The sequence below is a fragment of the Alterileibacterium massiliense genome (genome assembly GCF_900104645.1).
Classification (GTDB): Bacteria; Bacillota; Clostridia; order Peptostreptococcales; family Anaerovoracaceae; genus Alterileibacterium; species Alterileibacterium massiliense.
Genome location: NZ_FNWE01000001.1, coordinates 47,308 through 64,664 on the forward strand (window position 1 = coordinate 47,308; position 17,357 = coordinate 64,664).

The 17,357-nt window shown below is 31.9% G+C and carries 16 protein-coding genes; all 16 read left to right on the plus strand.

Going from position 1 to position 17,357, the window contains the following annotated elements; genetic code table 11:
• Positions 1–26 precede the first annotated feature (26 nt).
• The 16 genes from BQ5371_RS00215 to BQ5371_RS00285 all read left to right on the plus strand — a co-directional run bounded on the left by BQ5371_RS00215 (position 27) and on the right by BQ5371_RS00285 (position 17,332).
• On the plus strand, positions 27–1,265 hold the full coding sequence (locus tag BQ5371_RS00215) for a hypothetical protein (protein WP_071131986.1): 1,239 nt from the start codon (positions 27–29) through the stop codon (positions 1,263–1,265).
• On the plus strand, positions 1,262–2,365 hold the full coding sequence (locus BQ5371_RS00220) for a glycosyltransferase (protein WP_071131987.1): 1,104 nt from the start codon (positions 1,262–1,264) through the stop codon (positions 2,363–2,365). Before BQ5371_RS00215 ends, BQ5371_RS00220 begins: the two co-directional genes overlap by 4 nt.
• Entirely contained in the window at positions 2,355–2,966 is a 612-nt protein-coding gene (locus BQ5371_RS00225) for a YveK family protein (RefSeq protein ID WP_071131988.1), read from the plus strand. Before BQ5371_RS00220 ends, BQ5371_RS00225 begins: the two co-directional genes overlap by 11 nt.
• Before the next feature lie 11 nt (positions 2,967–2,977).
• Complete coding sequence (locus tag BQ5371_RS00230; RefSeq protein ID WP_071131989.1) at positions 2,978–4,273, plus strand: lipopolysaccharide biosynthesis protein; 1,296 nt, start codon at positions 2,978–2,980, stop codon at positions 4,271–4,273.
• 34 nt (positions 4,274–4,307) lie between these two features.
• A complete protein-coding gene (gene wecB / locus BQ5371_RS00235; RefSeq protein ID WP_071131990.1) occupies positions 4,308–5,420 on the plus strand; it encodes a non-hydrolyzing UDP-N-acetylglucosamine 2-epimerase in 1,113 nt (370 codons plus the stop codon).
• A gap of 36 nt (positions 5,421–5,456) precedes the next feature.
• A complete protein-coding gene (locus BQ5371_RS00240) occupies positions 5,457–6,596 on the plus strand; it encodes a DegT/DnrJ/EryC1/StrS family aminotransferase (protein ID WP_071131991.1) in 1,140 nt (379 codons plus the stop codon).
• Positions 6,597–6,611: 15 nt separating this feature from the next.
• Entirely contained in the window at positions 6,612–7,682 is a 1,071-nt protein-coding gene (locus BQ5371_RS00245) for a Gfo/Idh/MocA family protein (RefSeq protein WP_071131992.1), read from the plus strand.
• 118 nt (positions 7,683–7,800) lie between these two features.
• The gene (gene dltA / locus BQ5371_RS00250; RefSeq protein WP_071131993.1) at positions 7,801–9,375 is read left to right on the plus strand and encodes a D-alanine--poly(phosphoribitol) ligase subunit DltA; all 1,575 of its coding nucleotides are present in this window, start codon (positions 7,801–7,803) and stop codon (positions 9,373–9,375) included.
• A complete protein-coding gene (gene dltB, locus BQ5371_RS00255) occupies positions 9,376–10,533 on the plus strand; it encodes a D-alanyl-lipoteichoic acid biosynthesis protein DltB (protein WP_205408014.1) in 1,158 nt (385 codons plus the stop codon).
• Between the two features lie 171 nt (positions 10,534–10,704).
• The gene (locus tag BQ5371_RS00260; protein ID WP_071131994.1) at positions 10,705–10,944 is read left to right on the plus strand and encodes a phosphopantetheine-binding protein; all 240 of its coding nucleotides are present in this window, start codon (positions 10,705–10,707) and stop codon (positions 10,942–10,944) included.
• Positions 10,941–12,170: a D-alanyl-lipoteichoic acid biosynthesis protein DltD gene (dltD, locus tag BQ5371_RS00265; RefSeq protein ID WP_071131995.1), complete on the plus strand. Its 1,230-nt coding sequence runs from the start codon at positions 10,941–10,943 to the stop codon at positions 12,168–12,170. The genes BQ5371_RS00260 and dltD overlap by 4 nt, the downstream gene beginning before the upstream one ends.
• Positions 12,171–12,201: 31 nt before the next feature.
• Positions 12,202–12,354: a hypothetical protein gene (locus BQ5371_RS06975; protein WP_159428248.1), complete on the plus strand. Its 153-nt coding sequence runs from the start codon at positions 12,202–12,204 to the stop codon at positions 12,352–12,354.
• Between the two features lie 127 nt (positions 12,355–12,481).
• Positions 12,482–14,260, plus strand: a complete 1,779-nt coding sequence (locus tag BQ5371_RS00270) for an NTP transferase domain-containing protein (protein ID WP_071131996.1) — start codon at positions 12,482–12,484, stop codon at positions 14,258–14,260.
• Positions 14,257–15,828, plus strand: coding sequence for a BCCT family transporter (locus tag BQ5371_RS00275; protein ID WP_135354770.1), 1,572 nt, complete (start codon positions 14,257–14,259; stop codon positions 15,826–15,828). The genes BQ5371_RS00270 and BQ5371_RS00275 overlap by 4 nt, the downstream gene beginning before the upstream one ends.
• 19 nt (positions 15,829–15,847) lie before the next feature.
• On the plus strand, positions 15,848–16,741 hold the full coding sequence (locus BQ5371_RS00280) for an NTP transferase domain-containing protein (protein ID WP_071131997.1): 894 nt from the start codon (positions 15,848–15,850) through the stop codon (positions 16,739–16,741).
• Between the two features lie 189 nt (positions 16,742–16,930).
• Positions 16,931–17,332: a Fur family transcriptional regulator gene (locus tag BQ5371_RS00285; RefSeq protein WP_071131998.1), complete on the plus strand. Its 402-nt coding sequence runs from the start codon at positions 16,931–16,933 to the stop codon at positions 17,330–17,332.
• The last annotated feature ends 25 nt before the right edge of the window (positions 17,333–17,357 follow it).

Sequence of the window (17,357 nt, forward strand, 5' to 3'; positions counted from 1 at the left end):
ATGAAGTTAATTAAAGGAAAAACTAGATGTTATTAGTCGTATTATGGTTACTAAATCTATATGTGCTTTTTTATGAGTGGAGAAAAAAATCACTGGGCACGGTTCTTTGGGCCATGCTTTTTGTGGTATTTACATTACCTCACAGTGTTCATCTATATATTGGAGATTACGACAAAACTGTGCTAGACACAGCTACGGTATATGCTATTATTTTTATTTTCTTATATTCTATAATCAGATTTATCTATTTTTATTATGCTGATTCCCCTGTAATTGAATTTAATTTTAGAGATTGTTACGAGACACCAGAAAAACTTTTCAATATGGTATTCGCAGTTTATTTAGTTTGCTTTTTATTTACTGCAATTACATTTTATGGAAAAGGTTTTACATTGCTAGGATCCTCATGGTCTGACACCTTGTATATGAAACAGACAATGATTGAAGTAATTACAGGTCAATTAGTAGTTGCATTTTCTGGGCTTGGATTTGTGTGTCTATCTAAAAACAAAAAACTGCATTTTGTAATTTGCCTTGGGATATATATATTCTGTTTGCTGTGGTCAAAATCCAGATATAATTTGCTTGGATTTATTACACCATTCATTATATTTTTTATTTTCAATAAAGATAAAAGAAAGGTTGTTTTAGGAATTACAAGTGGAGTGTTTTTAGTTCTTTTAGTCTTTGTTTTTCAGCAAATTCGCTGGCTTCAAGATGTTACACTTGTATCATCTGTTGGAGCAGGAGAAATATTAAGACGCTCTTTTGAATATATGAAAGAAGGCGGAGGAGAATTTGGGCTACTAAAGGCTTTTTATTATTTTATAGAAAAGAATAATAATTTTGTAAATTTCGGAGAGGGACTGGGATATATAAGATTATTGCTTTTACTAATACCAAGTGCTATATTGAAATCCAAACCTAGAGATTTCGCAATAGATATGTATAAAGAATGGACACATGTTGATAATCCTAGAGGCACTATGCATCCGACACTTTATGGTGATACATTTGCAAACTTTGGTTTTGCTGGATGCTTTATGGGCTTGCTTTACGGATTATTTATAATCTTTATAGACGAAAATATAAAAAGAACTCAAGATCCTATGATTAGAGTTATGAAAATAAGTATGGGATGCACAATGTTTGTTCTTCTTGGACGAGGAGCAATGTATAATGCAATTTTTAATTTTATTATAGGCTGGTTTGTTTTAGAAGCGACTTATTGGCTTTTCTGCTCTAGGAGGAATTCATTATTATGAAATTATTATTTATCAGTACTGCAGATAAAAATTACGATGGAAGAACTAGAGTATTGATTGACCTAGTTAAAACTTTTGCTGATGTAATAGAGATAACGGCAGCAAAGGATGAAGAATACTATTCCAGTAATGAGTATCATCTGCGATTAAATAATTCAATGGATTATTATAAATTTTTGAAAAAAAGCATTAAAATTGCTAAAAAACACAAAGACATAGATTGCTTATTTATTGATAATAGAAAAGCTACAATTGCAGGCTTAAAATTAAAAAATATAATTAATCCAAAGATTACAATTTATGATGCTAGAGAATTGTATTTACGCGAAGAAATGAATACTATTTATAGCAAAATTGGATGCATATTTGAAGAAAAGATGATAAATAAATCAAATTTGGTCATTTGTGCAAATGAAGAGCGACGAAAAATTATGGAAAGCAGATATGTCAACACTGATTTTCTTGTCTTTGAAAATTTTCGCAAATTAGAATATTCACAAAATATTGATAAAAAAAACATTGAAAAGAAGTTCACAAAATATTTTAATAATACAGGATTTCGTATTGTTTCAACAGGGGGTTGTGATCTTGACAGAGGAACAGATAGACTTGTATCTGCTTGTGCAAAACTAAGTTACAAATATAGTCTTTTCCTTGTTGGATCTAAAGAAGGTTCAGATAAACTGATTATAGAAAATTTAAAGGAGCAATATAATATAAAGAGTATATATTTTATACCTAAGCTTAGCCAAAATGAACTGAAATATTTTCTTTCTAAATGTGATGCTGGAATTGCTATTTATCATAAAAAAAATGCTAACAATCTTTATTGTGCATCTGGAAAGGTCTATGAGTACATATATGAAGGACTTCCGGTTGCAGTTTCAGACAATCCGCCACTTATTAATTTAGTTAACGATTACAAGGTGGGAATATGTAGCTCAGATATACATAAAGCATTGGAAGAAGTATATGTTCGTCATAAGGAACTAAAAAACAATGTGAATACATTTATAGATAAAAACATTGTTGAAAATAAACAAAAGGAATTTTCAATAAAATTAAAAAAATATTGCATGGAGGTAAATTTTGAAAAATAATTTTGAATATAAGATGTTGATTACACTAAAAAAATATTTTCTAATAATTCTTATCATTTCTATTTTAGCAGGTGCTTTTGCTCTGGTATACAATAAAAAAACTGTAAAAAAAGAATATTCAGCAAAGGCTACAATTTTGATTAATAACATTGATGGTTATGGGGAAAATAGCACATTGAAAGATATTCAAAAAAATCAAAAGCTTGTTGGAATTTATAGTAAATTGTCAACATCAAACATTGTGCTTACAGAAGTAATTAAAGAATTAGATACAAAGAATCTAAATGTAGATAATTTAAAAGAGATGATAATCGCAACACCTGATGAAGCATCCAGCACCTTTGATATAGAAGTTAAAAATCCGAACAAAGATTTTGCATTTAAAATTGCAAATGCTGAAATAAAGAGTTTATCAAAGATTTCAAAAGACATTGTTGGAGAACAGAAGTTAGAGATTATTAGCTCGCCTCAAAAGCCTAATAAACCTGAAGTAAACAGAGTTAATAACAAGATGTATGCAATTATTGGATTTATAGCAGGATTTCTTATTTCGTGGTTTCTACTATATTTGAAAGATAGCTTAAATTTTCGTAGTGAGTAAAATTTTAAAAATTGATTACAGAAATAATAGAAAAAATAAAAAAATTATATAGGAAAGGGCTTTTCGATATAATTGGCTCTGGATTGCTAAATAAGACATTTTTCTTCGTAGGCAATATCTTTGCAGTAAGATTTTTATCAAAATCCGAATATGGTGCATTTGGATATGCAGATAGTATAATGGCATTCATAATCACCTTAAATGGTCTAGGAATTACCAATGGTGTGCTTCAGTTTTGCTGTGAAAGTGATGATGAAACTCACAAAAGGAAATATGAGAAATATGGATTATTCTGGGGTTTGATAATAAGCCTTGCATTTTCTGCATTTTGCATACTTTATTCGTTATTTGGGTATTTTTCTATAAATGCATCAAGAACTGTGTTCTTAGTTTATTCTTTATACCCAACCACATACTATCTTTTTACATATTATTGTGTAATATTAAGGTGTTATGACAAAAATAAACAATATGCAAAGATTAGAAATATTAATGCCTTCATCTATGCCACTTGTGAAATAGTAGGAACATATTTTATAAATGAGATAGCAATAGTAATTGCACTATATATGGCTACAATAATCTCTTCTTATTTGGGATATAAATATATTGAATCATGTCATAAAGGCTATGAAAATGAAAATAAAATTGATTTTGACAACTTATCTTTAAAACTTGAAAATTCTGAAAAAAAAGAGTTTTTAAAGTATTCAATTTTCACATCTTTTAATCAAGTTGTCACCAATTTGGTTGGATTTGCGGATGTTCTTTTGATAGGAACAATAATTTCTAATCCTAAAGATGTGGCAGTTTATAAAGTCGCAACAGTAATTCCGCTAGCATTGATGTTTATCCCTGATTCTATTCTGATGTTTTTTTATCCTTATTTCGCAAAATATAAAGATGATAAAAAATGGATTATGGAGAGCACAAAGAAGCTTTTGATATATTCATCAATGCTCAATGTAATTATTGTATTATTTCTTATAATTATTGCTCCATATCTGATAACTATATTATGGGGGAAAAAATATATTACTTCGGTATTCCCACTTAGAATCTTAGCCATAAATTACTTTATATCAGCTACTTTTAGATACAATATAATATATATTATGAATGCATTAAGAAAAGTAAAAACAGTGTTAATTGTAAATATCATTTCCGGAGCTCTTGATATATTGCTAAATTATATACTGATTAGTAAATATGGATCTTTTGGTGCAGCATTTGCTACACTTTCCACAATGGCATTTACTACGATAATTTTGGTTCCGGTATTTATTAAGACTATAAAAAAAGAATAGATATACATGATTATGCATTTTAGGAGGACTTAAATTGAAACAGATAAAGGTTATGTCAGTATTTGGCACTAGACCAGAAGCTATAAAAATGGCTCCTTTAGTAAAAGAGTTGGAATCAAGAAAGCAAATTAAATCTATTGTATGTGTCACTGCACAACATAGAGAAATGCTTGATCAGGTATTAAATATATTTAAAATAAATCCTGACTATGATTTTAATATAATGAAAAGTGGACAATCATTGACTGATATTACGAAATGCGTAATGTCAGAAATGACTAAAATATTAAAAATTGAAAAACCAGATATTGTGCTTGTTCATGGAGATACAACGACAACATTTGCTGCAGGGCTTGCAGCTTTTTACGAGAAAATTGACATTGGGCATGTTGAAGCTGGACTAAGGACTAGAAACAAGTATTCACCATTCCCAGAAGAAATGAATAGACAAATGGTTGATTGTATGACCGATATGTATTTTGCACCTACAATTAAAAGTAAACAGAATTTAATTGATGAGAGCATAGATAATTCTAAGATTTTTGTAACAGGTAATACTGTTATTGATGCAATGAAGACAACGATTAATAGCAATTATAATCATGAAAATCTAGAATGGGCAAAAGGTAGTAGGCTTATACTTTTGACGGCTCACAGAAGAGAAAATATTGGTAAGCCAATGGAAAACATATTTGAGGCTGTGAATAAAATTACAGATGAATTTTCGGATGTAAAAGTTATATTCCCAGTTCACCTAAATCCTGAGGTTAGAAAAATTGCCAACCAAAAATTTGCTAATAATGATAATGTAAAAATGATTGAGCCATTAGATGTTTTTGATTTCCATAATTTTCAAAAAGCATCTTATTTAATCATGACAGATAGTGGGGGTATTCAAGAAGAGGCTCCTTCTTTAGGGAAACCGGTTCTTGTTTTGAGAGATACCACAGAAAGGCCAGAAGGTGTAGAAGCTGGGACACTTAAACTTGTAGGTACAAATAAAAATGAAATATATAAAGCTGTAAAACAGCTTTTAGATGATGAAGAAGAATATATTAAAATGTCTAAAGCGATTAATCCATACGGTGATGGCTTTTCAAGCAAGAAGATTGTAGATGAGATAGAAAAAAAATACAAAAATAAATGAAATTGACTATTTAATGCCATTTTTAGGAGGAAATTTATGCAATTTAGGGATTTAAAAAAACAGTATGAAGTATTAAAAGATGAGATGGATAAGGCAGTTCTCGATGTGGCAGGTTCAGGAAAGTATATTAATGGTCCTTGGGTAAAAGAACTTGAAACTGAGCTTGCTGAATATGTTGGAGTTAAACATTGTATAAGCTGTGCCAATGGAACTGATGCACTATATATTGCCATGATGGCTTGGGATATTAAAGAGGGTGATGCGGTATTTGTTCCAGATTTCACATTCTTTTCATCTGGAGAAGTTGTATCTCATGCAGGCGGAACACCGATATTTGTAGATGTTGATAGAAAAACTTATAATATCGATCCTAGTTCATTAGTAGATGCCATTGAAAAGGTTATTTCAGATGGCAAATTAGAACCTAAGGTCATCGTTTCCGTAGATCTATTTGGACTTCCTGCAAATTATGATGAGCTTCAAAAAATCGCAGACAAATATGGATTGAAAATTCTTGAAGATGGAGCTCAAGGGTTCGGAGGAGAGATCAATGGCAGGAAGGCGTGCAGTTTTGGTGATATTGGTACGACCTCATTCTTCCCTGCAAAACCGCTTGGCTGTTATGGTGATGGCGGTGCTATATTTACAGATGATGATGAGCTTGCGATGAAGATGCAGTCAATCAAGGTTCATGGAAAAGGTAAGATGAAATATGACAATGTGAGGATAGGTCTAAATTCAAGGCTAGACTCCATTCAAGCTGCTATTCTTCAAGTTAAATTTAAAGCTTTCAAAGAATATGAGGTAGCCGATGTTAACAAGGCTGCAAAAAAATATGACGAGTTAATTAAGGAAAAACTTGGAGATAAGATAATCATTCCATTTATTCCAAAAGGTTATTTATCTTCGTGGGCACAGTACACCATTCAGCTGAAAGATAAGGACACGAGAGATTCGCTTCAGTCTGCACTTAAAGAAGAAGGCATTCCATCAATGGTATACTATCCTAAGCCTATGCATAATCAAGAGGCATTTGAGATAAAAGGTGAATATGAATTTAATACAGAGGGCACAGATGCTCTATGCGACACAGTTCTATCACTTCCGATTCATCCATATATTACAGAAGATGATATAAATACAGTAGTATCAGCCATTGAAAAGAATTTGAAGTAATTGGAGGAAGATAAATTGAAATATGCACTCATCGGCTGCGGAATGATCTCACCAAACCATATTAAGGCGGCACTTGCCAGCGACCTTGAAATTGTGGCATTGTGTGATTTGGTAGAAGAAAATAGGCAAAAAGCATTTGAATTAATTCCTGAAGACAAAAGGAGTGGAATAAAACTATATTCTGATCACCAAGAGATGCTTAAGGAAGTAAAACCCGAGCTTGTTGCGATTGCACTTGGTAGCGGACTTAAGAGAAAGCTTTCAATAGATTGCATGAGGGCTGGAGCTAATGTAATAGTTGAAAAACCCATCGCACTTTCCCTTGAAGACGCCGATGCTATGATCAATACAGCAAATGAATTAGGGCTAAAGCTTATAATTAATCATCAACTAAGGTTTGGAAACACTGTAAGGGCTCTTAAGAAAGAATCTGAAAACGGAGAGTTTGGTAAAATTTTGCACGGAACTGTTCAAGTTAGGCGAAATAGAAATAAAGCTTATTTTGATGCCGGCAAGTGGAGAGGAACATGGGCCGAGGATGGTGGTACTTTGATGAACCAGTGCATACATTATACCGATCTACTTCAGTGGGTTTTGGGAAGCGAAGTTTCGGAAGTTTTTGCATATACGGACAGAATGACGCATCCATATATTGAAGCAGAAGACCTTGGACTTGCCATTTTAAAATTTAAGAATGGAGCGTATGCTTCTATTGAGGGGACTGTTAATGTTTTTCCTAAGAACCTTTCGGATTCGATGGCAATTTTTGGAGATAAAGGTACTGTTTCTTTAGAAGGTAAGACGCTTGACGATGTAAAAGCTTGGAATTTCGAATCAGGACCTAAGGGCAGAGATGAAGCTATTAAGGAATATAATATCAAAGATATGGGAAGTGGGCATATACCTCTATATAGATATGCAGTTGATGTAATCAATGGAAATGATGATAAAATATGTACGGCAAGCGACGCAAGGAAGGCACTAGAGCTAATACTTGCTATTTATAAATCTGCAGCGGAGCATAGAGTAATAGAATTGCCACTTAATAATTGCAAAACGACAGATTTCACCGGCAGATTTGACTGAAGTTAAATATATCTTATCAACATATTAATATTCATAAAGCTCATTTAAATGCAAAGGCTTTATGAATTTTTATGCTTATTGGATAACTCTTTACAACCATAATCTTAAAGGAGAATATATGCCAAGTAGAGTTTTAAAAAAATTTATAGAAAATGCTAAATCATTTCCGGATAGAATATTTTATACCACGGAGATAAAAACAGATAATGGATATGAAAGTTTGGAGCTTACATATGGATATCTGGATATTTATTCTGCGAGAATCTCTGGATATCTAGAAAATAATTTAAATTCAAAAAAACCTGTAATTGTAATTGGACATAAACATCCTTATCTAATCACTTCATTTGTTGCTTGCTCAAGGAGTGGAAGGGCTTATGTTCCTGTAGATAGCGGATTTCCAGCTGCGAGAATTAAGGACATTATTGAAGCAGTAGAGCCGGAGCTAATTATTATTACAGATAATTCAATATGTAAAGATAGTTTGATTCAAAATAATTCCGCTATTCAAAGCATTGACATTACTGATATAGAAAAGATTATAAGCAAAGAAGAATATCAAGATGATGAATCAACATGGGTTAATGGGGAAGATGATTATTATATAATTTTCACCTCCGGAAGCACGGGAAGACCTAAGGGTGTAAGGCTCACATCAAATTGCCTTGATAATTTTATAGACTGGGCTGTGACGCTCAGAGAAGATGGCAGACTTGATGACGAAAAGCATAGGGTTTATATCAATCAAGCTCCATACTCTTTTGACCTCTCGGTATTTGATTTATATACATCACTTTTTACAGGAGGAACTATTGGAGCAATTACAAAGGATATGCAATCTGATAACGAGGAACTATATAGATTTCTTAAACGAATGAATCCGAATATATGGATTTCCACACCGTCATTTTCGGAAATTGCACTTATGGCGGATATATTCAATCAAGAATTGATGCCAAATATCGAAGAGTTTATTTTTTGCGGGGAAACCCTGACACATAAGACCGCAGGTAAGCTTATAAATAGATTCCCAAAGGCAATAGTTGTAAACACATTTGGACCAACTGAATCTACGGTTGCAGTTACTGGAATTATAATTGATGAAGATATTATAGAGAAATATAATCCTTTGCCTATAGGTATACCTAAGCAAGGGACATACATATATATAATGGACGAAGATAGAAATATCTTAAATGATGGAGAAAAAGGCGAGATTGTTATAGTAGGAGATACCGTAAGCTCGGGCTACTGGAATAATGAAGAAAAGACGAGAGAAGCCTTTGATTCAATGACGGTAGATGGAATTAAATATAGACTTTATCATACTAGAGACAAGGGATATTATAAGGACGGATTTTTATTTTACTGTGGCAGGCTTGATCTACAGATAAAGCTTCATGGGTACCGTATAGAAATAGAAGATATTGAGAGCAATTTGCTTAATGTTTCAGATATTGAAAAAGCGGTCGTGATGCCAGAATACATTGATGGAGAGGTTAATTCTCTAACTGCCTATATTGTTCCTAAAAATGAAGTTATAAGCACTCTCAAGGAGAGAAGAAGGATAAGAGAGGAGCTAAAAAAATACATTCCAGAATATATGATTCCAAGGAAGTTCGTATTTAGAGAATCGCTTCCTGTGACGGCAAATGGCAAAGTTGATCGAAAAAAATTGGAGGCAGAGCTCTAAATGATTCAAATAGAACAATATAATAGTTTGTTTAACATATATATATACATATTGCTCGTTATCCCAGTGGTTATAATATCGCTTCTCGGGAAAAAATCAAAGATACTTAATCTAGCAATAAGCGTTGTTATGCTTAGCTTGCTATTTCGTCTTGAATCTATTCAGATGAGAGAAGTGTGTGTGTTTCTGATATGCGAACTATTACTTATTTATATCTATTTTTTAATACGAAAAAAGACAGATAGCAAATGGATTTACTATCTAATTTTGCTAATTTCGATACTTCCACTAGCCATTGTTAAATTCTCGGCTCATGGCAAATTTGCTGATGTCATAGGCTTTGTAGGTATTTCATATATAAGTTTTAAAATATGGGAGCTTATAATACAAATTTACGATGGCAGAATTGAAAGAATGAAATTCATAGATACTCTTGGCTTTCTCATATTTGCACCACCATTTAGTTCGGGCCCAATAATGAGATATGATTTATTTATAGAAGAATCAAGCAAGAGCATTGATAGAAAAGAATATTTTTATGATTATCTAGTGCCAGGTATTAAGAAAATTATACTCGGAGCTTTTTATAAATTTTCCATAGCATTTATAATCAATGAATATATTCTGTCAAGATATACGGAGTTAAGTGCTAAAGGAGCAATAGCATATTTTTACGCATATACGCTTTACCTTTTCTTTGACTTCGCAGGATACTCACTTATGGCAGTTGGAACATCATACCTTATGGGCATAAAGATGATTGACAATTTCAACAAGCCTTTTCTTGCGAGAAATATCAAGGAGTTCTGGGAGCGTTGGCATATATCGCTATCAACATGGTTTAACGATTTTCTATTCAGCCGTTTTGTGCTTAGGAATATGAGAAATGGAAGATTTAAAGATACGAAGAAGGCTGCTAGGTGGGGATATGTAGTAACCATGATGACCATGGGAATCTGGCACGGGCTCTATTTGCACTATATCCTATATGGCTTATATCATGGCATATGGCTGGTATTAACAGATAAGTGGCTTAAGACAAAGACATTTCGCAAGGTAAAAAAGATGAAATATTATAATTTGATAAGCAGATTAATAACCTTTCATATAGTTGCCTTTGGAATGTTAATATTCTCAGGTTTCCTTATTTCAATTTAAGAAAAGATATAAGAAAATATAAAAGATAATTTATGTGATAATCGACATAGACTGAGTTATATATTAAAATAAAAAATAAAAAATTAGATGTCAGAAATCAGATAATAATATAATTATAGATATATAAGCGGATGATATAAATGAATTATATATAAAATAGGGGGTAAGATGATGGGAGATAATGAAAAATTAGCTAGGGAGATACTTGAAAAAGTTTGTGAAACTGATGAAATATTTGAAGATTATGACATGGATCTTGTTGACGAGGGATTTATAGATTCCTTTGCTCTACTCAGTGTAATTCTTGAGATTGAAGAAAGAACAGGCAAAAAATTGCAACCGACTGATATAAAGAAGGAAGATATATCATCAATAAATAGCTTAATTGAATTTCTGGGAAATATTAAATGAGAAAATTTTTTAAATTAGCAATTTCAATAATTGGCATCATCGCAATAGTTTGCATATTTTACATAGGATATTCCAATTATCTAGATAATAAGATAGAAGAATTATATAAAGAAAAAGAAGATATTTTATCCACATATAATACTCCATTGAAAAATAAGGGGACTGCTTGGATTGATAGGTCTATGATGGGTGATAATCTTGGAGTTTTCGGCTCATCTGAGTTTAGCTCAATCGTAAAGCAAAATATAAAAAACAATTTCCCTAATGATAAGTATATCGGGAACATATCATGTATGGGAAAAGCCCATGTACAGAATATGCTCCATTCGATTAATCTAGGAGCCAATTATAAGTCTTTTAAAGGCAAGAACCTAGTTGTTATCGAATCAATGCAATGGTTTTATGGTATGGAAAAGGATGCAAATGCTTTTATTGCAAACTTTTCAGATCTTCAGTTCTATGAGTTCATGCAAAATGATTTAATTTCAGAGAAGAACAAAGATTATCTCTGCAAAAGATTTTTGGAACTAGAAAGCCTAAGGATGCTAGAAGTAAGAGAGAAGAATAAAGATGTAGGTTATGAATATCCAAGGGTACACATACTAGCGAAGATTTACTCCTCGGATAATAAAGTATATAGATTAGTTTATCAACTTATGAGACCTTATTATTATGCTGAATATAAGATGCTACTCCTAAGGGACAAGAATATCACATATAAGTATTTTAGAGATTTAAATGATAAGTATGATAAACCGGAGTTTAAAACGGACTGGGATAAACAATTAGAAGAAGCCACAAGACAGGGAAGGTCTGCTTGCACAAATAACGACTTACTCGTATATGACGCCTATTATAATGAATATCTAAAAGATTGGTGGGATTCATTGAAAGATAGCAAAAAAGATATGCCTCTCCTTGAATCAAAAGAGTGGAAAGATTATGAATTTTTACTCAGCGTTTGTAAAGATTTAAATTTAAAGCCACTTATAATAAATGTCCCTTGCAATCCAAGATATTACGACTATGTAGGGCTAACCTTGGATAAGAGAAAGCCTTATTATGATCGAATATCAGATATAGCCGAGGACAATGGTTTTCCGGTTTATAATGGGCTTATTCCTAAGGAAAATGAGCCTTATCTATTCCAAGATGTAATGCATCTAGGTTGGAGAGGATGGATTTATTTAACTGAAGAACTAACCTCATATTTTGGAAACAATTGATTAATATTTAGCTAATAGGGAGGATGAAAATTTGTTTAATAAATTGGTTTTAATGGTATCTTCAAATGAGAAAGCAAAGGCTTTATTAAAAATTGCTTTTTGGTCTTTTGCTATAATTTCAATAATAATTACTATTATTCATATGGAAAATGCGGAAATATCATTTATATATAATAATTTTTAATCATAAAAACTACTGTATATAAAGTTATTGCGAAAAACAAAATTGAGTATTGCTTGTTCATAAAAAACGTATTATAATTGTTCATGAACAAGCAATTTTTTGTTTTAAAAAACAGGAGAATCTTATTATGAAACATATATCACCTTGTGCATCGGATATATTAAAATATTTATTTAAAAATAAATATAAAAATCAAAGGGAGTTATCGAGAAATATAGGTCATTCTCTAGGACTCGTAAATCGTTCAATTAAGGAATTGAATCAGTTAGGATTGATTGATAATTCGTGTTGTTTAACAGATGACGCATATGAACTCATTAAATCAATTAAACCTCATCGTGCAATAATCTTGGCTGCTGGAGGAGGGACGAGGATGGTTCCAATTAATACTATCTCGCCTAAGGCTCTCATTGAAGTACACAAAGAGACTCTGATAGAGAGAATTATTCGCCATCTTCACGAGGTAAATATATATGAGATATATGTTGTCATAGGATTTATGAAAGAGCAACTTGAATTTTTGATAGATGAATATGGGGTAAATTTAATAGTAAATACTGAATATTCAACTAGGGAGAATTTGCATTCGCTTTTTCTTGCAAAAGAACATCTTGAAAACGCATATATAGTTCCATGCGACATATGGAGCAGAGAAAATCCATTTAATGAAAGTGAATTTTATTCTTGGTATATGGTTAGCGATGAAAAAAGCGGTTCAAGTGAAATCAGACTGAATAGAAAGATGGATTTAGTTATTACTAAAGAAAAAAATGGAAATAAGAAAAAAGGGTTAGCATATCTTACTAAGGAAGATGGAATAAGATTGAAAGACAGATTAGAAAAAATGGCAGAGGATATTAACCACTATAATTTGTTTTGGGAAGACGCTTTAAAAGATGCAAATAATAGCAGATATATTATAAGAGGACGAGAGGTGAGCGATGATTCTGTAATTGGGATAAATACATATGAGGATTTGAGGGAGATAGATTCGGATTCTAAGAATTTAGATGAAAAATCAATAGAAATTATCAAAGATGTATTTGGAGCAAAAGATAAGGACATAAAAAATATTTTAGTATTAAAAAAGGGAATGACTAATAGGTCATTCGTATTTTCATGCAAGGGCGAAAAATACATAATGAGAATACCAGGTGAGGGAACGGAAAAACTCATTAATAGAGATAATGAAGCCTCGGTATATGAGGCGATAAGGGATAAGAATCTCTGCGAAAATCCTATATATTTAGATAAAAATAGCGGTTATAAAATTACAAGATACCTAGAAAGAACTAGAAATTGCAATCCTTTTGATGATCGTGATGTATCTTTATGTATGAAAAAGTTAAAAGAATTTCATAATCAGAAATTAAGGGTTAAACATGAGTTTAATATATATAAGGAGATTGATTTCTATGAATCCTTACTAAGTGGGAAGGGCTCGTCATTTAGAGATTATAAGAAGACGAAAGAAAAAATATTGAGCCTTAAACCTTTTATAGATTCAATGGTAAATGAAAAATGTCTTACTCACATAGATGCAGTTCCGGATAATTTCTTAATTTATGAAGAAAATGGAGAAAAGAGAGTTCAGTTAATAGACTGGGAATATGCCGGATTGCAGGATCCGCACATAGACATAGCGATGTTTGCCATCTATAGCCTTTATGATAAATCAAGGATTGACTGGTTAATCAATCTTTATTTTGAAAATAATGAAGATATTCTAACAAGAGCAAAAATTTATGCCTATATATCACAGTGTGGATTGTTATGGTCTAACTGGGCGGAGTACAAGAGTAGCCTTGGGGTTGAATTTGGCGAGTATTCACTTAACCAGTATAGATATGCCAAGGAATATTATAGATATGCTGAAGAAATATTAAGAAGGAAACAAATAATATGAAAAAACAATCAGAAAATAGCATAAAGAATCCATGCAATATAAAAGGACAATCAAATAATAGAATAGATTGGGTAATAACAATATTGCCACTTTTTACGATAATAGCATTGAGTATTCTCTTTTTTATGTATCCAAAGAGCTCTAACGAAGCACTTTCCAAGGTTAGATTTTTCTTCGGAGATACATTTGGAACATATTATCTAATTATAGGCTTAGGAATTTTTATACTCTCCATTTTTATTGCCTTTTCAAAATATGGAAAGATTGTGCTTGGAAGTCAGGAAGAAAAACCGAAGTATTCATTTTTTACATGGGGAGCTATGATGTTTACCTGCGGTCTTGCCGCTGATATTTTGTTTTATTCATATTCAGAATGGGTAATTTATTCTTCGGAAGATTATGTCAAAGGGCTCGGAAGTATACAGGACTGGGCTTCCGTTTTCGCATATTTTCACTGGAGTTTTATTCCTTGGGGATTTTACCTTGTTCTAGCAGTATCATTTGGATTTATGCTTCATGTTAGAAAGAGAAAAAGGCAGAAATTCTCGGAAGCTTTAAGGCCTATGCTTGGATCTAGAGTTGATAAATTTGCTGGAAGATTTGTCGATTTACTTGCAGTATTTGCTTTAATAGCTGGCACTGCGACGACATTTAGCGTAGCAACACCACTAATATCAGAGATTATCAATGAGATATTTAAAGTTAATATGAATAGGACGGCGGTCACTATAGTGATTTTAATAATAACCTGCTTTATCTACACATATTCGCTTTTACGAGGATTTAAGGGAATTAGCATACTTGCAAAGGTGTGCATATATCTATTTTTTTCACTGCTTATATATGTGCTCTTATTTGGAGGAGAGTTTACATATATCATCGATACAGGGGTGTCATCTTTTGGGAGGATGGTTCAAAATTTCTTTGGGCTTGCCACAAATACTGACCCGCTTAGAAAGACTTCATTTCCACAGAATTGGACTATTTATTACTGGGCATATTGGATGGTTTGGTGCGTTGCAGCTCCATTTTTCATAGGTCATATTTCTCAAGGGAGAACGATAAGAGAGACCATTATAGGCGGATATGTTTTTGGAGTGGGTTCAACGCTTAGCAGTTTCATAATTTTAGGTAATTATTCTATGGGAAAACAGATAAAGGGAGGATATGATTTCATATCTATTTATCAAAATGGAGGTGACCTATACGAACTTATTATAAAGATAGTAAGAACTTTGCCACTTTCAACCCTCGTATTAATCTTGCTGATTGCTACTATGATTGCCTTCTATGCTACATCATTTGATTCTATTGCACTCATTGCGTCTTGCTACAGTTATCATTATTTGGAAGAAAATGAGAATCCGAATAAAATAATTCAGCTTATTTGGTGCTTGCTTCTGATTATTCTTCCTATTGCACTTCTTTTTTCTGAGAGCTCAATGAGTAATATTCAGTCGGTTAGCATAATTGCGGCATTTCCGCTCGGAGCAGTAATAGTTATGATAGCTATAAGTTTTCTAAAGGATGCAGATAATTTTCTAAAAGAACAAAATAAAAATAATTAAGATTAAGAGGAAAAATTTAATGTATAAAGTTGATAATGCGGTAATATTGGCAGCGGGCTTATCAAGACGATTTGCTCCATTATCTCACGAAAAACCTAAATCTCTTATTGAGGTAAAAGGAGAAATATTAATAGAAAGGCAGATAAGACAGATAAAAGAAGCGGGAATATCTGACATCTATATTGTTACAGGATATAAATCTGAGCAGTTTAAATATCTTGAGAAAAAGTTCGGAGTAAAGCTCTTATTAAATAATGAATATTATGTGAGAAATAATCATTCAAGCATCTATGTTGCTAGAGAACATATTAAGAATACTTATATATGTTCAGCAGACAATTATTTTTCCATAAATCCATTTGAAAAAGAGGTGAATGATTCATACTATGCTACACTTTATAGCGATGACTATACAAAGGAATGGTGTGTAAGCTTAGATGAAAATGGTTATATAAATGAAGTAAATATTGGTGGCTCAAAGTCTTGGTATATGATAGGTCACACATTTTGGTCAGAAAATTTTAGCAGGGAATTTATAAAAATTCTTGAAGAGGTATATGAAAATCCTGAGACAAAGGACTTGCTTTGGGAAGATGTTTACAGGGCAAATTTAAATAGATTGATGATGGGTATAAGAAAATATGATGATGGGGATATTTATGAATTTGATTCGCTCGATGAATTAAGAAAATTTGACCATACATATATTGATGAAACGAGGTCTCAAATAATTCATGAAATATCTGAAAGACTATCCATCAAAGAGGGCAATATGATTGATTTTATGGAAGTAAAGGAAAAAACGATAGATGAGCCTGCTCGATTTAAGTTCAGAATTAAAAATGACAAGACAAGAACTTGGTATTACTATGAATACGCGGATAAAAATCTTATCAAAGAAAAAAAACAATAATTTAAAAGATATGTTATGATCACAAAAAATGAGTTAGGATAATGCATGTATCCAATTAATTAAAAGCTTAAAATAGATTGTGCAACCTAATAATTAATAAAATTGACAATCATTTTCAAATCTGTTACAATTTGACAATCATTTTCAAATTGCAACAGAATTTTTTACTGCTAAAAAAACGAGGGAAGAATGGCTAAATATAATACCCACTCAATGAAAGAGATTGAAGAATTTTTATCTTCACAAAAGGGAGAACATTTTACTATTAATCAAATCTATGAATATTTTTCTTCACAAGGTAAGCCGATCGGGAAAACTACGATTTATAGAAAGATTGAAGAACTGGTCGCAGGCGGAATTGTAAAAAAACATATTATTGATGATAATAGTTCAGCTTTTTTTGAATATATTGGAAATAGCGATGAAGAAGATGTCCGCTACCATCTCAAATGCAATAAATGTGGTAAAATCATTCATTTTAATTGCAGTGAAGCCAGCTCCCTCTGGAAGCATCTTTCTGAAGAACATAATTTTCAAATTGATATAAGGAGAGTTATACTTTACGGAATTTGCGATGAATGTAGGGCATAAATGTGCCGAACAAATTATTGGATAA